This is a genomic window from Pseudomonas guariconensis, assembly GCF_900102675.1.
GTDB lineage: Bacteria > Pseudomonadota > Gammaproteobacteria > Pseudomonadales > Pseudomonadaceae > Aquipseudomonas > Aquipseudomonas guariconensis.
Genome location: NZ_FMYX01000003.1, coordinates 318,914 through 342,934, shown reverse-complemented (window position 1 = coordinate 342,934; position 24,021 = coordinate 318,914). Strand labels below are relative to the sequence as shown.

Annotated in this window: 19 protein-coding genes; 5 read left to right on the top strand and 14 right to left on the bottom strand. The window is 63.7% G+C overall.

Features of this window, described 5'->3' with window-relative positions:
* Positions 1 to 3: 3 nt before the first annotated feature.
* Genes BLS27_RS06975 through BLS27_RS06965 form a run of 3 tightly spaced genes read left to right on the top strand, consistent with a single transcriptional unit; the run spans position 4 to position 5,473 of the window.
* On the top strand, positions 4 to 1,242 hold the full coding sequence (locus BLS27_RS06975) for an exonuclease SbcCD subunit D C-terminal domain-containing protein (RefSeq protein WP_090343842.1): 1,239 nt from the start codon (positions 4 to 6) through the stop codon (positions 1,240 to 1,242).
* Positions 1,239 to 4,883: an AAA family ATPase gene (locus tag BLS27_RS06970; RefSeq protein WP_090343840.1), complete on the top strand. Its 3,645-nt coding sequence runs from the start codon at positions 1,239 to 1,241 to the stop codon at positions 4,881 to 4,883. The genes BLS27_RS06975 and BLS27_RS06970 overlap by 4 nt, the downstream gene beginning before the upstream one ends.
* Positions 4,880 to 5,473 (top strand): glutathione S-transferase, encoded by a 594-nt coding sequence (locus BLS27_RS06965; RefSeq protein ID WP_090343837.1) that lies wholly within the window; start codon positions 4,880 to 4,882, stop codon positions 5,471 to 5,473. The genes BLS27_RS06970 and BLS27_RS06965 overlap by 4 nt, the downstream gene beginning before the upstream one ends.
* A gap of 299 nt (positions 5,474 to 5,772) precedes the next feature.
* On the opposite strand, the gene BLS27_RS06960 is transcribed toward BLS27_RS06965, so the two are convergent.
* The 11 genes from BLS27_RS06960 to BLS27_RS06910 form a co-directional block, all read right to left on the bottom strand.
* A complete protein-coding gene (locus BLS27_RS06960; protein WP_043206774.1) occupies positions 5,773 to 5,952 on the bottom strand; it encodes a hypothetical protein in 180 nt (59 codons plus the stop codon).
* A gap of 123 nt (positions 5,953 to 6,075) precedes the next feature.
* The gene (locus BLS27_RS06955; RefSeq protein ID WP_437343466.1) at positions 6,076 to 7,203 is read right to left on the bottom strand and encodes a lactonase family protein; all 1,128 of its coding nucleotides are present in this window, start codon (positions 7,201 to 7,203) and stop codon (positions 6,076 to 6,078) included.
* The gene (locus BLS27_RS06950; RefSeq protein ID WP_043206779.1) at positions 7,172 to 7,459 is read right to left on the bottom strand and encodes a DUF5629 family protein; all 288 of its coding nucleotides are present in this window, start codon (positions 7,457 to 7,459) and stop codon (positions 7,172 to 7,174) included. The genes BLS27_RS06955 and BLS27_RS06950 overlap by 32 nt, the downstream gene beginning before the upstream one ends.
* Before the next feature lie 104 nt (positions 7,460 to 7,563).
* The gene (locus BLS27_RS06945) at positions 7,564 to 9,966 is read right to left on the bottom strand and encodes an efflux RND transporter permease subunit (protein WP_090343835.1); all 2,403 of its coding nucleotides are present in this window, start codon (positions 9,964 to 9,966) and stop codon (positions 7,564 to 7,566) included.
* Complete coding sequence (locus BLS27_RS06940) at positions 9,963 to 10,991, bottom strand: WD40/YVTN/BNR-like repeat-containing protein (RefSeq protein WP_090343833.1); 1,029 nt, start codon at positions 10,989 to 10,991, stop codon at positions 9,963 to 9,965. Before BLS27_RS06940 ends, BLS27_RS06945 begins: the two co-directional genes overlap by 4 nt.
* Positions 10,992 to 11,252: 261 nt before the next feature.
* A complete protein-coding gene (pepN, locus tag BLS27_RS06935) occupies positions 11,253 to 13,910 on the bottom strand; it encodes an aminopeptidase N (protein WP_043206782.1) in 2,658 nt (885 codons plus the stop codon).
* Between the two features lie 13 nt (positions 13,911 to 13,923).
* On the bottom strand, positions 13,924 to 14,754 hold the full coding sequence (locus BLS27_RS06930) for a DUF2797 domain-containing protein (protein WP_043206785.1): 831 nt from the start codon (positions 14,752 to 14,754) through the stop codon (positions 13,924 to 13,926).
* Positions 14,751 to 15,011, bottom strand: coding sequence for a YeaC family protein (locus BLS27_RS06925; protein ID WP_043206786.1), 261 nt, complete (start codon positions 15,009 to 15,011; stop codon positions 14,751 to 14,753). Before BLS27_RS06925 ends, BLS27_RS06930 begins: the two co-directional genes overlap by 4 nt.
* A gap of 13 nt (positions 15,012 to 15,024) precedes the next feature.
* Positions 15,025 to 15,897 carry a rhomboid family intramembrane serine protease gene (locus tag BLS27_RS06920; RefSeq protein WP_090343830.1) on the bottom strand — a complete coding sequence of 291 codons (873 nt, stop codon included), beginning with the start codon at positions 15,895 to 15,897 and terminating at the stop codon, positions 15,025 to 15,027.
* A complete protein-coding gene (locus BLS27_RS06915) occupies positions 15,894 to 16,865 on the bottom strand; it encodes a metallophosphoesterase (RefSeq protein ID WP_090343828.1) in 972 nt (323 codons plus the stop codon). Before BLS27_RS06915 ends, BLS27_RS06920 begins: the two co-directional genes overlap by 4 nt.
* A complete protein-coding gene (locus BLS27_RS06910; protein WP_043206793.1) occupies positions 16,865 to 17,755 on the bottom strand; it encodes an NAD(+) kinase in 891 nt (296 codons plus the stop codon). The genes BLS27_RS06915 and BLS27_RS06910 overlap by 1 nt, the downstream gene beginning before the upstream one ends.
* A gap of 58 nt (positions 17,756 to 17,813) precedes the next feature.
* On the opposite strand from BLS27_RS06910, the gene BLS27_RS06905 reads away from it, so the two are divergent.
* Together BLS27_RS06905 and BLS27_RS06900 are read left to right on the top strand one after the other, a co-directional pair.
* Positions 17,814 to 18,803: a DUF1853 family protein gene (locus BLS27_RS06905; protein ID WP_090343825.1), complete on the top strand. Its 990-nt coding sequence runs from the start codon at positions 17,814 to 17,816 to the stop codon at positions 18,801 to 18,803.
* Positions 18,804 to 18,949: 146 nt separating this feature from the next.
* Positions 18,950 to 19,495, top strand: a complete 546-nt coding sequence (locus tag BLS27_RS06900) for a cytochrome b (protein WP_090343824.1) — start codon at positions 18,950 to 18,952, stop codon at positions 19,493 to 19,495.
* On the opposite strand, the gene BLS27_RS06895 is transcribed toward BLS27_RS06900, so the two are convergent.
* The 3 genes from BLS27_RS06895 to BLS27_RS06885 form a co-directional block, all read right to left on the bottom strand.
* Positions 19,486 to 20,382 carry a 1-aminocyclopropane-1-carboxylate deaminase/D-cysteine desulfhydrase gene (locus BLS27_RS06895; RefSeq protein ID WP_043206800.1) on the bottom strand — a complete coding sequence of 299 codons (897 nt, stop codon included), beginning with the start codon at positions 20,380 to 20,382 and terminating at the stop codon, positions 19,486 to 19,488. The two genes, BLS27_RS06900 and BLS27_RS06895, sit on opposite strands and share 10 nt — an antisense overlap.
* Before the next feature lie 72 nt (positions 20,383 to 20,454).
* On the bottom strand, positions 20,455 to 21,678 hold the full coding sequence (locus BLS27_RS06890) for a hypothetical protein (protein WP_090343821.1): 1,224 nt from the start codon (positions 21,676 to 21,678) through the stop codon (positions 20,455 to 20,457).
* A gap of 164 nt (positions 21,679 to 21,842) precedes the next feature.
* Positions 21,843 to 23,879 carry an NADPH-dependent 2,4-dienoyl-CoA reductase gene (locus BLS27_RS06885; protein WP_090343819.1) on the bottom strand — a complete coding sequence of 679 codons (2,037 nt, stop codon included), beginning with the start codon at positions 23,877 to 23,879 and terminating at the stop codon, positions 21,843 to 21,845.
* Positions 23,880 to 24,021 lie beyond the last annotated feature (142 nt).

Sequence of the window (24,021 nt, the reverse complement as noted above, 5' to 3'; positions counted from 1 at the left end):
TCAATGCGTCTGTTTCACACCTCCGACTGGCACCTGGGCCAAAGCCTGCACGGCCAGGAACGCGACTTCGAACATGCCTGCTTCCTCGACTGGCTGCTCGGCCAGCTGCGCCTGCGCCAACCCGACGCCTTGTTGATCGCCGGCGACATCTTCGACACGGTCAACCCACCGGTCAAAGCCCAGGAGCGGCTCTACGACTTCATCGTCCAGGCCCATGAGCAACAGCCCAAGCTCGACATCGTGATGATCGCCGGCAACCACGATTCCGGCTCGCGGATCGAACTGCCGGCTGCCTTGATGCGGCGCCTGCGTACTCACGCGCTGGGCCGTGTGCATTGGCTCGATGAAGGCCAGCTGGACGCCGAGCGCCTGCTGATTCCGCTGACCAATGCCCGCGGCAAGGTCTGCGCCTGGTGTTTGGCCCTGCCATTCCTGCGCCCGGCGGAAGTCACCGGCCCACAGCTGGGCGACGACTACCTGCAAGGCATCACCCAGGTGCACCAGCAACTGATCGCCGCTGCCCAGGCCAAGCGCAAGAAAGACCAGGCCCTGGTCGCCATCAGCCATGCGCACATGGCCGGCGGCGCAGTCTCGGAAGACTCCGAGCGCAGCCTGATCATCGGCAACGCCGAGGCCCTGCCGGCGCGTCTGTTCGACAAAGCCATCAGCTATGTCGCCCTGGGCCACCTGCACAAACCGCAACGGGTCAACCGTGAGGAGCGCATCCGCTACAGCGGCTCACCGATTCCGTTGTCGTTCGCTGAAATCAACTATCCGCACCAGGTACTGGAAATCGAGCTCGACGGCGCCGAGCTGGTCAGCGTCGAGCCTCGCCCGATACCACGGGCCGTGGCCCTGCAACGTATCGGTCCGGCACCTTTGGGCGAGTTGCTGCAACAGCTGGCCGACCTGCCGGTGATCGATCTTCTGGACGATCCCAACCGCCAGAGCTGGCTGGAAGTGCGGGTGCACCTGGACGAGCCGCAGCCAGACCTGCGCCAGCAGGTCGAGAGTGCCCTGCAAGGCAAGGCCGTGCGTCTGGTGCGCATCAGCGCCGAATACGCTGGGCGCGACAGGCAGGACGAGGACGAGCAACCCTTCGTCGAGCTGTCGCAATTGACCCCGCAAGACCTGTTCAGTCGCGCCTGGGAACAGGCCTATGGCAACCCGGTCGATGAGCAGGCTCTGGCTGATTTCGCCCAGCTGCTGCAAGACGTCCAGTTGGAGGAGGCTCAGCCATGAAGATCCTTGCCATTCGCCTGAAAAACCTCGCCTCCTTGGCAGGCCCGATCGACATCGACTTCACCGCCGAGCCCCTGGCCAGCGCCGGCCTGTTCGCCATCACCGGCCCCACCGGCGCTGGCAAGAGCACCCTGCTCGATGCCCTGTGCCTGGCGCTGTTCGGCGCAGTCCCCCGCCTGGACGACATCGGCCGGGAGGCCAAGGTGCCCGACGCCGATGGCGAGATCCCGACCTCCGACCCACGCAACCTGCTGCGCAGAGGTACCGGCAGCGGCTATGCCGAGGTGGACTTCGTCGGCATCGACGGGCGCCGCTACCGCGCCCGCTGGGAAGCCAACCGCGCCCGCGAGAAAGCCAATGGCAAGCTGCAACACAGCCGCCAGAGCCTGTACGACCTGGACAGCGAGCAACTGCTTGGCAGCGGCAAGAACGAATACAAGCATTTGGTCGAAGCACGCCTGGGCCTGAACTTCGAGCAGTTCACCCGCGCGGTGATGTTGGCCCAGAGCGAATTCGGCGCCTTCCTCAAGGCCGACGACAAAGAACGCAGCGAGCTGCTCGAAAAGCTCACCAACACCGCCATCTACACCCGCCTGGGCCAACGCGCCTTCACCAAGGCCAAGGAAACCGGCGAACGGCACAACGACCTGCAGAAACAGGCCGAGCACCTGCTGCCCATGGACACCGAAGCCCGCGCCGCACTCGACCAGCAACTGGAGCAGGCCCAGCAACAGTTCAAGGCCGACCAGGCGCGCCAGCGGCAACTGCAGCAACAACGCACCTGGCTTCAGGAGCAGCGCCAGCTACAGGCCCAGTACACCGAGGCCCAACAGGCGCTGCACGCGGCCGAGCAACAGTGGCAGCAACTGGCCGAGCAGCGCCTGGACCTGCAGCGCCTGGAACGCCTCGCGCCGCAGCGCCATCAGTTCCATCGCCAGCAAGTGCTGACCGCACAGTTGACCCCACTGGCTGCGGAGCTCGCCGACCAAGCCCGCCAGCAAGACGAACTGCAAGCCCGCATGGGCGAACTCGAGCAGGCGCTTGAAGGCGCGCGCCATGCGCTTGCCCAGCGCCAAGCCCAGCACAGCGAAAACGCCCCACGCCTGCGCCAGGCCTTCGCTGCCCAGGACAGCCTGGCGCGCCTGAGCGAAGAACTGGCCGCCCAACGCGCCGCTGCCGAGCAGGCGGCCCAGGAGGTCGCTGATGGCCAGCAGCAATTGCAGCAGTTGGAGGAAAACCAGCAACGCAGTCTGCACACCTTGGCGCAGATCGACGCGGCGCTCGCGCACAGTGAACAACTGGCCGGGCTGACCGATGCCTGGCAGGCTTATCTGCCGCAGTTGAAGCAAGTGATGCTGGTAGGCGGCCGCCTGGCCAAGGGCCGTGAAGAGCTGCCGGGCCTGCAGGCCCAGGTCAGCCAGGCCAATGCCCAATTGCAGTCCCAACGCGACAGCTTCGAGCTATTGTTCCGCGAAGCCGGTGCCGAACCCCAGGCGCTGGCCGAGCAGATCGACCTGCTGGGCGCAATGCTTCAGGACAACCGCAAGCAGCAACGCGTGGTCGAAGACTTGTCACGCTTGCACGGCCGCGAACAGGAACTGCGTCATACCCTGGCCAGCCTGCGCGAACGCCAGCAGCAGGCCATGCAACAGCGCCAACAGCTCATCGGCCAAGGCACCGCCGCCAAGGCCGAGCTGGAAGCCGCCGAACAGGCCCTCGCCCTGACCCGCCAGTTACTGGAACGCCAGCGCCTGGCACGAACCAGCAGTGTCGAGGAGCTGCGCGCGCAACTGCGCGACGGCGAGCCCTGCCCTGTTTGCGGCAGCGCCGAGCATCCCTTCCACCAGCCCGAAGCCCTGTTACAGAGCCTGGGCCGCCATGACCAGGCCGAAGAAGACGCCGCCCGCACCCAGGTCGAGGCCCTCAACAACCAGTTGATGGAACTGCGTACCCAACTGGGCGTGGTCAACGCCCAGCTCAAGGACTACCAGCAGCAACAGGTACAGTTGGGCGAGCAACTGCAACCGCTCCTCGAGCAGCTCCAGGCCCATGCCCTGTGGCCCGCCCTCGCACCGCAGGACGACAAAGGCCGCAGTGCCTGGCTCGACGGCCAGCTGCGCCGCCTGGATGAAGAGATCACCCGCGACGAGAAGCGCCAGGGCACCCTGCTCGCCCTGCAAAAAGACGCTGCCCGCCTGAACCAGCAGTTGCAGGCTGCCAGCGAAGCCCAGCAGCAGGCCCAGCGTCATCTCGAGCAACAACACCAGGCCCTGGCGACCGATGAGCAACAGCTTGAGCAAGGTATCAACGATCTGACCAACGTCCTGCCCGCGGACATCCTCCAGGCCCTGCGCGACGATCCGGCCAACGCCTTCCTCGGCCTCGACCAGCAGATCGCCCAGCGCCGCCAGCAGCTCGACCAGCGCAAGGACGAGCAACAAGAACAACAGGCACGCCAGGTTCAGCTGGACAAGCTGCGCGACCAGCAGCAATTGCGCCTGAACACCCAGCAGCAACTCCAACACAAGCTCGCCACCCTGGATGAACAGCGCCTGCAAGCCTTGGCCACCCTGGCTGAACTGCTCGGCGAACAGCCCAGTGCCGAGGCCTGGCAACAGCACATGGACGCGCAACTGGAACATGCCCGCCTCGCCGAGACCGAGACCGCCGAGCGCTTGCAGGCGCTGCGCACCCAAGGTGTGCAACTGGCCGGCGAGCTCAAGTCCAGCCGCCAGCGCCAGCAGGCGCTGGAGCAGGAGTGCCAGCAGTTGCAAGGCCAGATCGCCCAATGGCGCAGCGAACATCCCGAACTGGACGACACCGGCCTCGACCGCCTGCTGGCCATCGAGGATGCCCAGCTCGGCGAACTGCGCCAGCGTCTGCAAACGGCGGAAAAAGCCATCGAGCAAGGCCGCGTGCTGTTGCAGGAGCGTGAACAGCGCCTGCAGCAGCACGTCGCCCAAGCCACCGGCGAAGTGGACCCCGAGTCTCTGGAAGAAGCGCTGACCACCCTCGAGCAAGCGCTGGCCAGCCAGGAGCAGCAGTGCGCCGAACTGCGCGCCCGTCAGGCCGACGATCAACGTCGCCAGCAAGCGCACCAGGCGTTGGCCAGCGAGATCGAGCAGGCCTATCACCAGTGGCAGCGCTGGGCACGTCTGAACGCCCTGATCGGCTCGGCCTCGGGCGACGTCTTCCGCAAGATTGCCCAAGGCTACAACCTGGACTTGTTGCTGCATCACGCCAACAGCCAATTGCGCCAACTGGCCAAGCGCTATCGCCTCAAGCGCGGCGGCAGTGCCCTGGGCCTGCTGGTACTGGACACCGAGATGGGCGACGAGCTGCGCTCGGTGCATTCGCTTTCCGGCGGCGAAACCTTCCTGGTGTCCCTGGCCCTCGCCCTGGGCTTGGCGTCCATGGCCTCCAGTACCCTGCGCATCGAATCGCTGTTCATCGATGAGGGCTTCGGTAGCCTGGACCCGGAGTCTCTGCAACTGGCGATGGATGCCCTCGACGGCCTGCAGGCACAGGGGCGCAAGGTGGCGGTGATCTCCCATGTGCAGGAGATGCACGAGCGCATCCCGGTGCAAATCCAGGTCCGCCGCCAGGGCAATGGCCTGAGCGATGTGGAGGTGTGTGGGTGAGGCTCTATTCGTTCCGCCGCTGCCCCTGGGCCATGCGCGCACGCCTGGCCCTGCGTTATGCCGGCTGCCCGGTGGAGATTTGCGAAGTGGCGATGAAGAACAAGCCCGCCGAACTCCTGGCATTGTCGCCCAAGGGCACGGTGCCGGTGCTCGACACCGGTGACCACGTGCTTGAAGAAAGCTTGGACATCATGCGCTGGGCCCTGGAGCAGAACGATCCACAGGATTGGCGTCTGCAGGCCGCCCCCGCGGCGGCGGCCCAGGCGTTGGAGCTGATTGCGCGCAACGACCACACCTTCAAGGCCCAGGTGAATCTGTACAAGTACGCCGAACGTTACCCTGAACATTCGCGCGAGCACTATCGCCAGCAGGCCGAACCCTGGCTGGCGGAGCTGGAAGGATTGCTCGAAGGCCATCCGTACCTGCTGGCAGAGCACCCGAGCCTGGCCGATGCCGCCCTGCTCCCCTTGATGCGTCAGTTTGCGGGGGTGGAACCGGCCTGGTTTGCCGGGGCACCATACCCACGTGTGCGCACTTGGTTGCAGGGCTGGCTGGAATCAGACCTGTTCAAGGCCATCATGGCCCGCTGAGGCCCTGTGTCTGCAGGGTGCCCATTCGCGGCGGCTCGACGCCTCGATAAGCCCGTCCCCACAGGTACAGCGGTGTGCTTGAGAGCACCGAAGGACCTGTGGGAGCGGGTTCACCCGCGAAGAGGCCGGCGCAGCGACCCGAGACCGGCGTTTATATCTTTCAGATAGCCAGGATCGGCGAAGAGAACAGCAACAGCACCACCGCCGCGATACGCCACATCATGCTCCACCTCCGGAGTCAAAAATACAGCGTCAAATTTAAACATATGGCGTTGTGCTACTACCACCCCTTCTACGAATCAATGTGCGTGTTTTCCGCCCAGGGCTGCATGGAAATGCGCGCTTTGCTGCAGGTACTTTTCGGTATAGCTCTGGGTGACAGACGATTTACCGCGCACTTCGACCTGAGCATGGGCAGGCAGGACGACAGAGGCGGAAATGGCGGAAGCGGCAATGACCGGGAAGAGATTGAAGTTCATGCGGGCTGTCCTCGACTTCGATGGTTTGACGATGGCCGTTGTTGGCCTTGGGTCAAACTTACGCCGCCAGGGAGGCCCGCAGAAATTCATTGCGCCAGTAGCGATTATCAAGCCGATTGATAGTCACTCGAGAAACTTGAGGTCCGACGGCGCGTCCTGGGACAGGGTCTGGACGGTCTCGCCGAGCTTGCCGCTGCGTGGGTCGCGGCGCATGACCACGATCTGGTTGCTCTTCTGGTTGGCCACCAGCAAGAAGTTGCCACTCGGATCGAGGGCGAACTCCCGGGGGTGGTCTCCCTCCACCGAGCGGCGCTGCAACAGGCTCAACTGGCCGTCATCCTTGCCCACCGCATACACCACGATCTCGTTGGCAGTGCCGCGGTTGCTGACATAGAGGAATCGGCCGTCGGCCGACAAGTGCAGCCCTCCGGACGCCTTGGCCGCAGCATCCTGCTGCTCGGTCAGGGGCAGGCGCTGGCGTTCGATCAGGTTGCCGTCCTGGGCCTCGAACGTCACCACCTCGCCGCTCATTTCCAAGGTCAGGTAGGCGTACCGGCCCTTGGCGTCGAACAACAGATGACGCGGGCCGCTGCCGGCAGGCAAGGCCACCGAAGCGGGGATCGCCGGGCTCAAGGGATGCTGGGGGCTGGCACCGTCGTAGCGGTAGATGAATACCTTGTCGGCGCCCAGGTCGCTGGCGTACAGGTGGCGACCGTCGGGCGAAAGTACCACCGAGTGCACATGGGCACCGGACTGACGTTCGGGATTGACCTTGCTCGGGGCATGGCGCAGCTGCTGGACCGCCTCCTTGAGCGTGCCGTCCCGTGTCACCGGGATCACCACCAGGCTCCCCCCCGGCACAGGTGCGACAGCGTAGTTGGCAATGAACAGGTAGCGCTGGTCATGACTGAGGCTGGCATGGGTCGGCTCGTCGCCACGGCTGGCCACCTGGTTGAGCGGCTTGATCTGGCCCTGGGTGCCCAGCGAAAAACTGCTCACGTGGCCTTGGGGCGTTTCGTTGACCACGAACAGCAAGCGCTGGTCAGCCGAGAGCACCAGCCACGAGGGGCTCACGCTCTTGACCACCTGCAGCGGCGTGGGGTCGATCTGGCCGCTGCGGGTATCGAAGCTATAGCGATAGAGCCCCTGACTGGCGCCATCGGTATAGCTACCGACTAACAGCACGCCTGCGTGTGCGTTGAACGTCAGGCCCATGAGACTAGCGGTCAGCAGGCTCTTCCAGATCTTCATCGTCGTCATCTTCCGAGGCGCGCAAGGCATCCATACAGACTAGCCGATGCTCACCGTCGGCATCGTCGAGCAGCCATTGATCGCCCTCGGCGACTGCGGCGGCGACTTGCTCTGGCGTGAAGCGCCAACGGCGCAGTTGACGGCCGTCCATGCATTCGACCGACAGGCCATCGGCGTCGAAGGTGAAATCGAAGGCATGCAGCCCATCGATCAGCAGCATGTCACAGGATTCGAGGGCAGTGGCAAGGGTGGTCATGGAAAGGTCCGCAGAGAAATGGACCGGCATTATAGCCTCGGCGACGCGAGAGCTGTGGCCGCGAGTCACGCCTGCGAAGGGCCGCAAAGCGGCCCCCCTCCGGATCAATGTGCGAAGATCGACCCACCCGCCTTGCCCGCCAGCTTCTGCGGACGAATCAGGAAGCGCGCCAGCGCCGGCAGCAGCCACAGCGCGCCGAACATGTTCCACAGCAACATGAAGGTCAGCATCAGGCCCATGTCCGCCTGGAACTTGATCGCCGAGAAGATCCAGGTGCACACCCCGATGGCCAGGCACAGGCCGGTGAACAGCACCGCCTTGCCGGTGGAGCGCAAGGTTTCGTAGTAGGCCTCCTGCAGCGGCAGCCCTGCCCGCAGGAAGCTCTCCAGACGGCTGTAGATGTAGATGCCGTAGTCCACGCCGATCCCCACGCCCAGGGCCACCACCGGCAAGGTGGCAACCTTGACGCCGATGCCCATGAAGGCCATCAGGGCGTTGCCCAGCACCGAGGTGAGCACCAGTGGCAGGACAATACACAGCGTTGCAGCGAACGAGCGGAAGGTGATCAGGCACATCACTGCCACGCACAGGTACACCAGCACCAGGATGGTCAGCTCGGCCGACTTGATCACTTCGTTGGTGGCCGCCTCGATGCCCGCGTTACCGGCCGCCAGGAGGAACTGCAGGCCCTCTTTGTTATGGCTGTCGGCAAAGGCCTGGGCTGCCGCGGTCACCCGCTCCAGCGTCTCGGCCTTGTGATCGTTGAGGAACACCAGCACAGGCGCCAAGGAGCAATCGGCGTTGTACAGGCCATCGGCGCGGGCGATGGAGTTATTGAGCACGTCCGGGTTGCGCGACAGGGTCTCCCATTTCAGGCTGCCCTCGTTCATGCCTTTGATCACTTGCTTGGACACGGTCACCAAGGAGATCGCCGACTGCACGCCGGGGGTGTTCTCCATGGTCCACATCAGCTCGTCGATCGGAGCCATGGTCGAATGGATCGAGCAGCTCTCGGCCGGGGTCTTGACCATGATCACCAACACGTCGGAGCTGGTGGAGTAATTGCTGATGATGAAGTTGTTGTCCTGGTTGTAGCGCGAGTCAGGACGCAGCTCCGGCGCGCCCTGGTCAAGGTCGCCGATCTTGAGGTTCTGGCTGTACCACAGGCCGCCGGCAAAGGCCGCCAGGGCCAGGGCGATAGATACCGGCGCCACCTTGGGGCTGGCGAAGTTGGCCAGCAGGCGCCAGAACGGGTGTTCGCGGGTGGCGTCCTTCTTGCTGCGGGCAATGGCCTTTTGGCTGATGCCTACGTAGGAAATCGCTACCGGTAACAGAATCAGGTTGGTGAAGACGATCACCGCCACGCCGATCGACGCACCGATGGCAAGCTCACGGATCACGCCGATGTCGATCACCAGCAAGGTGATGAAGCCCACGGCATCGGCCAGGATGGCGATCATGCCCGGCAGGAACAGCTGCCGGAACGTGCGCCGGGCAGCGGTCAGGGCGTTGTCGGCTCCGCTCGACTGCAAGGCGATGCCGTTGATTTTCTGCACCCCGTGGGAGATGCCGATGGCGAAGATCAAGAACGGCACCAGCATCGAGTACGGATCCAGCCCGAAGCCGACCGCATGCATCAGCCCCAACTGCCAGACCACGGCCACCAAGGTGGTGATGAGCACGGCGATAGTGCTGCGGATGCACCAGGTGAACCAGTACAACAGTGCCCAGGTGATGGCCAGGGCCACGCCGAAGAACATCACCACCATCACCAGACCGTCGATCAGATCACCGACTTTCTTGGCGAAACCGACGATGTGGATCTTCACGTTGGGATTCTGGGCCTGGAACTTGTCGCGAATCTTCTCTTCCAGCTGATGGGAAAACTGCTGGTAGTCGAGCTTGACCTGCTTGCTCTGGTCTTGAGGGTCCGGGTAACTCTCCATCAACGGCACGTCGACGATGCTGGACTTGAAGTTGTTGGCCACCAGACGCCCGACCTGGCCGGACTTGAGCACGTTGTCGCGCAGCTCGTCGAGGCTTTCGGCCGAGCCATTGTAAGTGTTGGGGATCACCTCGCCGCCGGCGAAGCCGTCTTCGGTCACCTCGGTCCAGCGCACGCTCGGACTCCACAGCGACTTGAGCCCAGCCCGGTCGACGCCTGGAATGTAGAAGACCTCGTCATGGATCTGGCGCAAGGTCTCCATGTAGTCCTTGTCGAAGATATCGCCATTGACCGCTTCCACCGAGATGCGCACGGTGTTGCCGAGGTTGGCCAAGTCATTGCGGTGCTCGAGCATCTGTTCGATGAACGGGTGCTGCAGCGGGATCATCTTCTCGAAACTGGTAGACGGGCGGATCTGCGTGGCCTGCCAGAACAGGAAGATGCTCACCAGCAGGCACAGGGCGATGACGGCCGGCCGATTGTTGAAAATCAGCCGTTCGAGCAAGGTCGCCTTGTCTTGATGATGGTGCTGGTGCATGTCGAAACTCTCCCGGCTGGTCATTGCTGCCCCTCCTCTGCGCCTTCAGCGGTGGCCAGGTGCACGCCCCCTTGGCCCACCAACAGCAGACCGCCATTGGCAAGCTCCGCGGCGCCCGACAGGGCGAGACGGTCGGCGCGGTTGTAGACCGTGAAGCTCTGGCCGTCATCGCGGCTGCGCAGTACCGTGCCGCCATTGCCCACCAGAACCAGGCTGCCATCCTTGAGCAAGGTGGCGCTCGCCAGGCCGAACTCCAGCGAGCCACGGGCAGCCTTGAGCGCGATCGGCTGCCAGGTATCGCCGAAATCAGTAGAACGGAACAGGTTGCCGCGCAGGCCGTAGGCCAGCAGCGTGCGGGGGTGAGCAGTGGCGATCACGCCGAACAGCGACCCCTCGTAGGGGCCTTCGACGCGCGACCAGCTCTGGCCGTTGTCGCTGGAACGGAACATGCTGCCCTGTTCGCCGACGACAAACAGGCCCGCATCCTTGATGCTGGCAATAGCGTTGAGGTGCAACTGATCGGGGTTGTCCAGCCGCTCGGCGATGTCCTGCCAGTGCTGGCCGCCATCGGTGGTCTCGATCAGGGCGCCATAGGCACCCACGGCAAATCCATGCTGGGCATCGAGGAAGGTCACGTCGAGCAATGGTGCTTCGCGCGCGAGGTCTTCGAACTGTTTGCTCCAGGTGGCGCCGCCATCGTTGGTGGTCAGCACCTGGGCGTCATGGCCGACCGCCCAGCCGCGCTTGTCGTCGAGGAAGAACACTGCCGTGAGCAACTGCCGGGTGGGCACCCGGGCCTGGGTCCAGGTCTTGCCCTGGTCGTCGGAGAACAGGATATGGCCACGGTCGCCGACCACCACTAGCCGTTTACCGAGATTGGCGGCATCGATCAACAGGCTCTGGCTGGCCCTGGCCGACTCCACCGAGTACTCCTCGGCAGCGGCGGCCTGGGCACCACCTGCTGCTGTCGAGATGGCCAGCGCCAGCCACATGCTGGCCGCCAGTGGCCAGGCACCACGCCGGGCACGCGCCCTAATCCGGTCTCTCATGACCGCTCCCCTTTTGTGTTCTTGTAGTGGGTGAGCCTATTGGCAGGTGCTGCGAAAACCCTGTTCCAGAGCACTGCAATGGCTTTGGGGCCATCCTATCGGGGATATCGGCGGGAAAACAACGAGCGGGACGTTATGTTTTGTTAAGCAAAAAGAAAGGGGCTGCTGCGCCCCATCGCAGGCTTCGCCAGCTCCCACCTAGGTTGATAGGGGCTGACGAAGCCTGCAATGGGGCTGCCCAGCAGCCCCTGTCAGTCCGGTTCAGGCCAGACTCTTGCTCACCACTTCATACACATCGCTGGACAGCGCACCACAAGCCAGGATGCGCTCCAGCTCGCCACGCATCAGAGCCTGGCGCGCATCGTCGTACTTGCGCCAGCGGGTCAGCGGCGCCAACTGGCGCGAAGCGATCTGCGGGTTGAGCGCGTTGAGCTCGATCACCAGGTCCGCCAGGAAGCGGTAGCCCGAACCGTCGGCGGCGTGGAAGTTCACCAGGTTCTGCCCGGCGAAGGCACCGATCAGCGCACGCACCTTGTTGGGGTTCTTCAGGGTGAAGGCCGGGTGCTGCATCAGCGCCTTGACCCGCGCCAGGCCACCCGGCAGGGGGCTGGCGGCCTGCACGCTGAACCACTGGTCCATGACCAGCGGGTTGTCCTTGAAGTGCTCGGCGAAGGCGTCCAGGGCCTTGGCGCGCTCGGCCTCGAACGGCGAGTTGACCAGCACCGCCAGGGCGGTGAGACGCTCGGTCATGTTGTCGCAGTGCTCGAACTGCTCCAATGTCGCCTGCAACACCTGTGGCTTGCCGGTGAGCATCAGGTACGACAGGGCGATGTTCTGCAGGCTGCGGCGCGCGAAGTGCTCGGCTTCGGCGACGTAAGGGGTCTTGCTGGAGACTTCGCGGTTGGCCTGGTAGCGCGCCCACAGGGCGTCGAACAGCTGCTCGGCGATCTGCTTGCGAGCGAATTCACGGGCTGCATGGATGGCATCGACGTCGGCCACCTGGCTGATCTCGGTCAGGTACGCCTCACCAGGCAGCGACAGCATCTCGGCGACCATCGCTGCATCGAGCGCCGCATTGCCCAGTACCGTGCCCAGGGCAGTGATCAGCCGCTGATCGAGCTTGAGGGCCTCGCCGCGCTGATATTGGCCGATCAGCTCCTGCAACACCTGCACCGACAGCTGCTGACCCGCTTCCCAGCGGTTGAAGCCATCGCTGTCGTGCTGCATGAGGAACATCAACTGGTCGCGATCGTAGGGGAAGCTCAGCTTGACCGGCGCGCTGAAACCACGCAGCAACGACGGCAGTGGCTTGGCGGCGATGCCTTCGAAGGTGAAGGTCTGCTCGGCTTCGGTCACCGACAACACGCGGCTGGTGCCCTGCGGTACAGCTTCGCCGGCCAGGCGCAGTGGCAGGTCGTTGCCCTGGGCGTCCAAAAGGCCCAGTTCCACAGGGATCACGAACGGTTGCTTCTGGGCTTTGTCCGGGGTCTGCGGGCAGCTCTGGCGGAAAGTCAGGCTGTAGGTCTGCGCGGCAGCGTCATAGGCTTCGCTGACCTCCAGGCGCGGCGTGCCGGCCTGGCTATACCAACGCTTGAACTGGGTCAGGTCCACGCCGTTGGCGTCTTCCATGGCCTTGATGAAGTCATCGCAGGTCACGGCCTGGCCGTCATGACGTTCGAAGTACAGGTCGCTGCCCTTGCGGAAGCCTTCGCTGCCCAGCAGGGTACGGACCATGCGCACCACTTCGGCACCCTTTTCATACACGGTCAGGGTGTAGAAGTTGGAAATCTCGATGAAGCTGTCCGGGCGAACCGGATGGGCCATGGGACCTGCGTCCTCGGCGAACTGGTGCGTGCGCAGGTAGGCTACGTCCTCGATGCGCTTGACCGTGCGCGAGTTCATGTCGGCGCTGAACTCGGCGTCGCGGAACACCGTGAAGCCTTCCTTGAGCGACAGCTGGAACCAGTCGCGGCAGGTCACCCGGTTGCCCGACCAGTTGTGGAAGTACTCGTGGGCCACCACCCCCTCGACCCGCTGGTGGGCGGCGTCGGTGGCCGTTTCGGCACGCGCCAGCACACAGCTGGAGTTGAAGATGTTCAGGCCCTTGTTTTCCATGGCGCCCATGTTGAAGTCATTGACCGCGACGATCATGAAGATGTCCAGGTCGTATTCACGGCCGTAGACCTCCTCGTCCCAGCGCATGGACTTCTTCAGGCTGACCATGGCGTGGTCGCACTTGTCGATGTTCTCCGGCTCCACGTAGATACGCAGGGTCACGTCACGACCGGACTGGCGGGTGAAGGTGTCCTCGACGCACCACAGGTCACCGGCCACCAGGGCGAACAGGTAGGCCGGTTTCATGAACGGGTCTTCCCACGTTGCCCAGTGACGACCGTCCTCGGCCGGTCCGCTGCCGACCGGGTTGCCGTTGGACAGCAACACCGGGTAGCGATGCTGCTCGGCGATCACGGTGGTGGTGAATTTGCTCATCACGTCCGGGCGATCGAGGTAGTAGGTGATCTTGCGAAAACCCTCGGCCTCGCACTGGGTGCAGAACATTTTGCCGGACTTGTACAGGCCTTCGAGCGCGGTATTGCTCTCTGGATGGATCTTCACGCTGGTATCGAGGGTGAACCGCTCAGCCTTGGGCTGCACGGTCAGGCTGTCGTCATCGACCTGATAGTCGCCGGTGGCCAGCGTCTGGTCATCCAGCTGCACACTCAGAAGCTCCAGTTGCTGGCCGTCGAGCACCAGCGGCGGCAGACCAGCGCCCCGGGCCGGGTTGCGGCGCATGACCAACTGCGCATGGACCAGGCTGTGGTCCTCGAACAGCTCGAACGTCAGGTGCGTCTCGTCGATCAGGTACTCAGGCGCCTGGTAATCCTTGAGGTAGATCACTTGCGGTTGTTCGGTACGCATCGTGCTGGTCCTTTTACTGGTGCACGGCCAATTGATAGGCCGTGTACTTGCGAATGTTGATCACACCGGTGTCGAAGATCAGGTACTGGCCCTTGATGCCCAGCAGCGTGCCTTCGGCCACAGGGTCTTTGTCCAGGTTGAAGCTCACGATCTTTTTCGGATAGGCCTCGACCGGGTAGCGCATTTCGACCACTTCGGCGTCGGCCAGCGGCTGGATCGCCTGCAGGCCAAAGCGCGCCTGCAAGCCCTGCAGGCCTTCGGCGCAGGCATCGAAGATCTGTTCGCGGATGGCTGGCAGGTCGAGCACGTCGGCGTCGCCCTTGAGCAGCGCTCGCCAGTTGGTACGGTCCGGTACCTGGCTGCGCAGCAGATCCTCGACCAGGCCAGACTGTTGCCGGGTGGCCACGCGCAGGATCGGCAAGGCCTGGCTGGCGCCTTGGTCGAGCCAGCGGGTGGGCAGCTGGGTGGCGCGGGTGATACCGACCTTGATACCCGAGGAGTTGGCCAGGTACACCACATGGTCGGTCATGCAGAACTGCTCGCCCCAGGACGGCTCACGGCAGGTGCCGGCGTCGTAATGGCATTTTTCCGGGGCCATGATGCAGACATCGCACTGGGCCAGCTTGGTCATGCAGGGGTAGCAGTAACCCTGGCTGAAGCTGGTCTTGGTGCGCTTGCCGCAGTGGGTGCAGTGGATGGCGCCGAGGTACTCCAGGCGCAGGGTCTTGCCGATCAGTGGATTGACCGGCACCTGCTCCTCACCGAGGCGAAAGGCGTATTGGACAACCGGTGCTTCCAGGCGCACCGCCATTTTGCTCAGAGAGCCACGAGCGAGTTCGATCAATGTACCGAGTCCGACTTGAACAGGATGTTGGGGACCGGTGCCGATTTCGACGCGCACTCCTGTGGGCCCATATAGCCGGTGCGCTGCTCCTCGGGCAGGTTCTTCATCTCCCAGGCGATCACCGCCTGCAGCGACAGCGCTTTCTGCTCCGGAGTCAGCTTGCGGCCGTCAGCCCATTTGCCGATTTCCACGGCCAGTTTCAGGCTCTCGTAGATCTCGGGGGTGATGTTTTCGATCATTTGCGCAAAGGTGGACATAACATCTCCTAAATCAAGCCGACAGTTTACGCCGTGCCAGGGCCCCGCCCAAGAGCCCGGTCAGGCATCCGATGAGCAGTCCACCGACGTGGGCGGCATTGGCGATCTGGCCGAAGCCGAGCTGGCCGATCACGCCGGTCAGGCAGATCAACAGCCACACCAGCATCATCACCAGTACGCCCTTGGGCAGGCTGAACAACGGGCTGGGCGCCAGCCACTGGTACAGCCAGACATGCCCGAGCAAACCGTAGAGCACACCGGACAAGCCGCCGAACAGGCTGGGGCCGCTGGTGTAATGCTGGGCCAGGTTGGACACCAGGCTGAACAGCAAGGTCAGGCCCAGCAACGCCCAAGGGCCCTGACGCAACTCGATGCGCCGCCCCAACTCCCAGTACCACAGGGCGTTCATGGCCAGGTGCAGCACACCGAAATGCAACAGCATCGGCGACACCAGCCGCCACCACTGCCCCTCGGCCAAGCCTTGCTCCAGCGAGGTGAAGTACAGGTACTGGCCCTGCACTCGGAAATCCAGGAAGGTGAACCAGCCAACCGTCGACAGGTTGTCACCCAGACCGGTCAGCACGGCGACGACCAGGCACGCCAGCAGCATCCCGGCGGTGATCTTGCAGACCCGGGCCTGCTCAGCCAGGGAGGGACGCTGGGCCATGCCCGCGAGCACTTCTTCGGGCAACTGGATTTCGTCGTTGCCCTCGGGATAGCGCTGATACAGCTCGCGCACGTCCTCGGCCAGCGACTCCGGCACCCAGAGGATCTGCTCCTGTCCCTGCTCGACCACCCGGTGCGGGACCTGCAACCGGCGCAACATCTTGACGAATCCGCCCAGGTCGACCGACAGCGGCAGGCGCATTGCGGCGATCACGTTCATTGGCTGGCCTGCGGGCGTTCGACGTCGACCCAGACGAACTTGTGGGGGTCGATGCGGGTTTCATCATCCAGGCGGTAGGCCGCCAGCTTGCCGTAGAGCACGGCGCTGTAGTCCAGGCAGGCCAGGTTGCCGCGGATCGGGGCCGGGCGGCCGCTGCGCCAGTAGTGACCGACGAACAGCAACGGCTCGTCCTCGGCGTAACGCAGCAGGGCGTTTTTCTGGCTGTGGCTCAGGGGCGTGCGGGCCACGTCCTCGGGCAGGGCGTCGGGCTGGAACACAATGTCTCCATAGGTTTGAGGGTCTTCTTCCCAGAACTTGGTGCGGAAGAAGGCGCGAGTCAGACCATCGCCACCGGTCAGCGTCAGACCGTCCGGCAGGCGCATGTCGGTACCGCGCAGCAGGCGGTTGCATACGGTAGATGCAAAGCTACCGGAGACCGCCGAGGCCTGGATGAAATGCTCATCGATGCACCCGTTCGGGTACTCCCGACGCAGCGGCTCGATCAGCCCCGGGTCCCAGCAGGCATGGACCAGGCGGAAGCGCCCAGCGTCGACGAACAACGGCAGCTCATAGAACCATTGCAGGAAATCGTGCCAGTCACCTGGGTGCTGGGCGAACTGGGTCAGGGTTTCGTCGATCAGCCGAGCGTGGCGCGGGGTGTGCTCGCGCACGTAGGTCTTGCCACTGCCTGGCAGCGCCGGAGTGACCCAGGCCAGGGCGTTGTACTCATGATTGCCCATGATGCAGAAGGCCTGCCCGGCTTCGACCATGTCATGGACGATGTGCAAGGCCTCGCGGATGCGCGGGCCGCGATCGACGATATCGCCGAGGAACAGCGCCTGGCGGCGAGGATGGCGCCACACGCCCCCCTGGCGCTTGTAGCCCATGGCGTCGAGCAGGCGTTCCAGGGTCAGGGCACAACCGTGTACATCGCCGATGATGTCGAAACTGCGTGCCGGATCGAACATCAGTCGCCTCCACTCCCCAGACGGCTGCCCCAGCCGAGCTTGGTGCGGCACACCTCGTAGTAGTTATGGTCCAGCGGATGGATCAGGCGCAGCTTCTGCGGTTTCTTGCTTACCGTGATGGTGTCGCCTGGGGCGCAGGTGAAGTGGTTCTGGCCGTCGCACGAGACCTGCGGGTAGATCTGCAGGTCCTGGGAGACGACGATCTTGAGTTCACTGTTGCCGTCCACCACGATCGGCCGCCCGGACAAAGTGTGCGGGTACATCGGCACGATGACGATGGCATCGAGCTTGGGGTGCATGATCGGCCCACCCGCGGAGAGCGCGTAGGCGGTGGAGCCGGTGGGGGTGGCGATGATCAAGCCGTCGGCCTTCTGGCTGCAGACGAACTGGCCATCGATGTAGATCTCGAACTCGATCATCCGCGTCGACTTGCCTGGGTGCAGCACCACGTCATTGAGCGCATCGCCCTGGCCGATGGCCTCGTTGTGACGACGTACCTCCGCCTGCAGCAGGAAGCGGTTTTCCACCAGGTAGTGGCCGTCGAGCACCTCGGCGACCTTGGTCTCCAGCTCGTCGGGACGGATGTCGGTGAGAAAGCCCAGGTTGCCGCGGTTGATCCCCAGCACCGGGATGTTGTGTCGAGCCAGGGCGCGAGCCGCGCCGAGCAGACTGCCGTCGCCACCGACCACGATGACCAGGTCGCAGACCTCGCCCAGCAGCTTGCGTGTGGAGGTTTGCAGGCCATGGCCGGGCAGCACCTCGGCAATGGTGTCCTCGAGGATCACATGCAGGTGGCGCTCGATCAGGAATTTTTTCAGTCGGCGAATGGTGTCCAGCACCTGGGAGCTGCCAAGGCGACCGATGATACCGATATTGCGAAATTGCTCCATGGTGCTCCTGCAAGGCTCTGCGGCGGGGTGACGGATGGCCAGTGTGGCCCTTGGGATTATGGGCGAAACGACCAGCCAGCGGCAAACCGGCTATGCTCGCTGGATGACGCCTTTCGCCGATCTTCACGACCTCCCTGGCCAGTTGCGCCGCCCCGCCGTACGCGACCTGGCGTGGACAGTGTTGTCGCCTGCCCTGCTGAGCCAACCGCCCTGTGCGCAACGTCACCCGTTGACGGCCAGCGCCTGGGCGGACGACCCCGAACGCCTGCGACAGTGGCTACTGGCGCTGGACCAAGACGAACAGGCGCTGCTCGACTGGCTCGCCCGCCTCACCAGCCACCGCCTCGGGCTGTACTACGAAAGCCTGTGGCAGTTCGCCCTGGGCCAAGCGCCCGGCGTCGAGCTGCTGGCAGCCAACCTGCCGATCCGCGAAGGCGGACACACCCTGGGAGAGCTGGATATCGTCCTACGTGACCGGGAAGGCGTTCACCATCTGGAACTGGCCATCAAGCTCTACCTGGGGCCATCCGGCGGGGACGGCCATGATCCGGCGCACTGGCTGGGCCCGGGCTGCCATGACCGCCTGGACCGCAAACTGGGCCACCTGGCCCGCCATCAGTTGACGATCTCATCCTGGCCCCAGAGCCGCCAGGCCCTGGCATCGCTAGGGGTGCACGAGGCACGGGCACATGCTTGGCTCGGCGGCTACCTGTTCTACCCTTGGCCAGTGCTTGCCGAATCACCGGTCGGCGCCAACGCACAGCATCTGCGCGGGCGCTGGTTGCGTCGAAGCGACTGGCCTGATTACCAGCAGGCCAATCCAACCGGACGCTGGCAGCCCCTGCCCCGCCATGCCTGGCTGGCACCGGCGCGGGTGGAGGCCACGGCGTGCTGGTCGCCCCTGCAGTTCGAGGCCTGGCTGGGCGAACTGGACGATCAGGCGCGCGCGCAATTGCTGGTCAGGCTGGAGGTGGCCGGGGACGGTACCTGGCAAGAGACCGAGCGGGTGTTCCTGGTCGCCGACAGTTGGCCGCAACTCTCGGCTTGATAATCAAAGCGCCCCGACCTCGCGTCGGGGCCACACCAAGAACAAATTTCATCGACCTGGCGCAAAGAAAAAATCCAGCCTGCCATTAAAATACCTCTCACGCGCCACTCAAGAGCGCAATTGCGACCTGATGATGAGGAACCACCATGGCTTCACCCACGCCCACGGCGCATTACGCGCGTCTGTCCATCACCCTGCACTGGCTGATGCTGGTGCTACTGGCTGCGGTCTACGCCACCATCGAGCTGCGCGGTCTGTTTCCCAAAGGCAGCGCCGAGCGCGACCTGATGAAAGAATTGCACTTCATGCTTGGCCTGACGGTGTTCGTGTTGGTCTGGCTGCGCCTGGCCCTGCGCCTGAGCCGCCCGACGCCACCGATCGTCCCCAAGCCACCGGCCTGGCAGACGGGGCTGGCGCACCTGGTGCACCTGCTGCTGTATGTGATGATGATCGGCCTGCCAATCGCCGGTTGGATCATCCTCAGCGCCGCCGACAAACCGATCCCTTTCTATGGCCTCGACCTGCCTGCACTGGTCGCGCCCGATCAAGACCTGGCCAAATTCGTCAAAGGCTGGCATGAGCGAGTCGGCAGTTGGGGCTACTGGCTGATCGGCCTGCACGCCGTGGCCGGCCTCTATCACCACTATGTGCGCCGCGACGACACGCTGCTGCGCATGCTGCCCTACAAGTAACCGCGACGTCCCTGCAGCCCGCCGGTGTGCAGGAAGATCAGGCGTGTGCCGCGCGCAAAACGCCCGGCCACGACCTGATCGCGCAGGGCCAACAAGGCCTTGCCGGTGTACACCGCTTCCAGCGGCAGGCCACTTTCGCGCTCGCTTTGGTCAATGAACGCCAGCAGCTCATCGTCGATCCGGGCGAATCCGCCACGGCACGCGCCATGCAGTTCATAGCCGCCCTGCACCAAGGCCGAGAGGTTTTCTTCGACGCCATGCCCAGGTGGCACCGCCAAGGCGCCATGCACCCCACGACGGCCCTGCTCTGCCATCACCAGGCCTGCCAACGTGGTCCCGGTCCCCACCGCCAGCCACCAGCCGTGGTAATCCGTCCAACCCAGCATCGGTAGCTGCGCCCTCGCCTGCTCCACGATCAGTCGACAACCCTCGGCGCCCGCCAGCCCGCCACCGCCTTCGGGAATGCAGTACCACCCAGGATAGCGCGCCAGCCAAGGCGTCCAGAAACCTACCTGGTGACGTTCCCGGTAGCCGCCGTAACCCAACCAGTGCAGCTCCATGCCAAAGGCCTGCAGATCACGAACGGTGGCAGTGTCCTGCGGATGCCCACGCAGCAGCCCCGCGGTGGCGAAGCCAAAGCGCTTGCCCGCAGCCGCCAGGGCGTGAAGGTGATTGGAGTGATTGCCGCCGAGGCTGATCAGCCCGGGGGCGCCCATGGCATGGGCGTCGCGCAGGTGGTGGCGAAGCTTGAAGCCTTTGTTGCCGCTGATCAGCGGGTCGATCAAGTCCAGCCGCAGCACGGCGAGCTGGACACCGGCGTGCTCGAGCCAGGGCAAGGACAACGGCTGCAAAGGTGCTTGGGGAAGGTCGGCAAAGGCGTAAGACATTAGGCGAGTGTATCGAGATCAGGAGGCTCCTGTGCACCCCGTCCTGCGCCTTTGCACCCGGTGGGCACCCGCTCAGAGCGTGGCATCGAACAATACCGTCACATCGCCCTGATACACACTGCCGGGATAGTCGAGCATGGATTTGACATGCTGGGAGACGACATCGAAGTGCAACTGCCCCGACTGGCCAGCCACGGGCATGGCCATGTCAAACGCCAGGGCGCTAGCGCGGCCGGTCGGAATAGTCAGTCGCTGCACAGGCGCATTGGCATGCTGCACGCTTGAGGGCAGCGTCAAGGCCACGTCTACCGGCACCTGATGCCCCGCGCCGTTGCGAATGCCACAGCTCGTCCCTTGATCGTACTGACACGTCTTATAGACCTTGAACGGGCCAGTGGACCACAGGTTCAAGCGCAGGCTGCGCTCCAGGCGAGAAGGCGGCGTGCCACCCCCGAGCCACCGCGACCAGCCCCCTGGAGGTTCCAGCACGGCACGATCACTCGCTGCGGGGAAGTTCAGGACGAAGGCGTGCTGCACGTCCAGTTCAAAGTTGATTGTGAGAGTCGGCGAGTTGAGATTGCTGACGCCATCGCCCAGATCAAAATCACCTCCCGGCCCCACCGTGAAGCTTGCACTGCCTCGATAGAGGCCCTGCTTCATGCGCAAAGCTGAAGGCATGGTCAGTCTATAGCCGATCCCCATGTCACTCACCGGGGTGAAATACACCTCTTTTGGCTGCCCCCCCTGACCGCTGGAATAACAGGGCGAGGGACTTTCGGGTGACCGCGTTGCCCAAAGATAATAAGCCCGATGCGCAGTCAGATAGGTTCTTAGATAACTGCAGCCGCCCTGAGGATAAGCCGTGAACACAGGATTTGCCGTATTGGAAAAATTTGTGTCGCCTTGTATTTTCTGACTGCTGTGAGTGATCTCGAAAACCAGCTGATGGGTGTCGATGCCCTTTTCATGGACCACCTGAACAGTACGACGTGCCGGTAACTTTATGTAGAACTGTTCCCGTGCATTCGCAGCTTGATGGGTCGACACCTTGTCGTAGGTTAGCGGCAAGCTCACCGTGAACGCCTGGAAGTCCTTGCACACACCGACCCAGATACTGCAGAAGCTGGCCTGGGGTGTGGTGTTCTCAAACGCTCCGGTCACATTCCCCTTGTAACGAGCACTGACAGTGACCTCTGCTGTCTGACCATCAAGCGGCGCAGTTAACAACCACAACAACACGCTCGTGCTGAATAGACGCGAGGCTGTAAATGCACTAATGATTTTGGTGGAAAACATGCAACGCTCTCATAAGCTTGGATAGCTTTCAGGAGCGTACGCGTAATCCCGATCATCCCTACAGGCGACGTTTCCGAGCGTCTTTGAAGAAACTTCCCAAGACCGAGATCACGGGAAGCGGAACAGACTGCGGGGGATGCAAAGCCCCCGCACCCTCGAGACGATCACAATTGAGCAGCCAACCTCGACCCCTGGTTGATTGCCCGCTTGGCATCGAGCTCCGCCGCAACGTCCGCCCCACCGATCAGGTGCACCGATTGCCCCGCCGCGACCAGCCCGTCGTACAGCTCACGCAGCGGCTCCTGGCCCGCGCAGATGACGACATTGTCCACTGCCAGCACCTGCGGCTCGCCCTCGCCGATACGCACATGCAGACCATCATTGTCGATGGCCAGGTATTCCACGCTGTTGAGCATCTGTACCCGCTTGTTCTTCAGGCCTGTGCGGTGAATCCAGCCTGTGGTCTTGCCCAGGCCATCGCCGACCTTGGTTTTCTTACGCTGCAACAGGTACACCTGCCGCGCTGGCGCATGCGGCTCGGCCTTGATGCCTGCCACACCACCACGGGCCTCGAGATGGGTATCGATGCCCCACTCTTTCCAGAACGCCTCGCGATCCTGGCTGGTAGCCACCCCCTGATGTACCAGGTACTCGGATACGTCGAAACCGATGCCGCCCGCTCCGATCACCGCCACGCGCTTACCGACCGGTTTACGCTCGAGCAGCACGTCCAGGTAGCTCAACACCTTCGCATGCTCGATGCCTGGAATGGCCGGTGTGCGAGGGCTGATGCCGGTGGCGAGAATAATCTCGTCAAAACCGCCCGCCACCAGCTGATCGACCCCGACCCGAGTATTCAGACGCAGGTCGACACCGGTGCGCGCCACCTTGTTGCGGAAGTAACGCAGGGTTTCATGGAACTCTTCCTTGCCTGGGACACGTTTGGCAACATTGAACTGCCCGCCGATCTCACTGGCACTGTCGAACAGCGTCACTTGGTGACCACGTTCGGCGGCCACAGTAGCCGCGGCCAGGCCCGCGGGGCCCGCACCGACCACGGCGATGCGCTTGATCTGGGTGACTGGGAGGTAGTTGAGCTCGGTCTCGTGGCAGGCACGAGGATTGACCAGGCAACTGGTGAGCTTGCCGGCGAAGGTGTGGTCCAGGCAGGCCTGGTTGCAACCGATGCAGGTGTTGATCTCTTCGCTGTGGCCTGCGGCGGCCTTGTTGACGAACTCCGGGTCAGCCAGGAATGGTCGGGCCATGGACACCATGTCGGCATCGCCTTCAGCCAGCACGGCTTCGGCCACTTCCGGCGTGTTGATACGGTTGGTGGTGATCAGCGGAATGCTCACAGCGCCCCGCAGCTTGGCGGTCACTTTGGTGAAAGCCGCGCGCGGCACCTTGGTGGCGATGGTTGGAATGCGCGCCTCGTGCCAGCCGATTCCGGTGTTGATCAAGGTAGCCCCGGCCTGCTCGATGGCCTTGGCCAGCAGCACGATCTCGTCCCACGTGCTGCCTCCTTCCACCAGGTCGAGCATCGACAGGCGGAAGATGATGATGAAATCGGTCCCGACTGCCTCACGCACCCGGCGCACGATTTCAACGGCCAGGCGCATGCGGTTCTCGTAGCTGCCGCCCCAACGGTCGGTACGCTGGTTGGTATGGGCGGCGAGGAACTGGTTGATGAAGTAGCCTTCCGACCCCATGATTTCGACGCCGTCGTAGCCCGCGCGCTGGGCCAGCGTGGCGCAGTTGACGAAGTCGGCGATCTGCTTCTCGATGCCCTGCTCGTCCAGCTCCTTGGGTTTGAACGGGTTGATCGGCGCCTGGATGGCGCTGGGCGCGACTTGGCGTGGGCTATAGGCGTAACGCCCGGCGTGCAGTATCTGCAGACAGATCTTGCCACCGGCGGCATGCACAGCCTCGGTGACGATCCGGTGCTGGTCGGCCTCCTCCTCGGTACTGAGCTTGGCCGCGCCGGAATACACCCCGCCTTCGTCATTCGGCGCGATGCCACCGGTGACCATCAGGCCGACACCACCCCGAGCCCGCTCGGCGAAATAGGCGGCCATGCGTTCGAAACCACCTGGGCGCTCCTCGAGGCCTGTGTGCATCGAGCCCATCAAGGTCCGATTGCGCAAGGTGGTAAAACCTAAGTCGAGCGGGGCCAGCAGGTGCGGATAAAGGGTGGCGGCCATGGATGAACTCCCAGGTGGCAGGATCACGGAGCGCGGGTGCCTCGCAGGCCCCGTCGTTTATAGACAGCGACATTAAACAGCCGTTTGAACAGGCTCAATGATCGAAACTGACAACTTATTGATCCTCCTGCACAGCAGGACT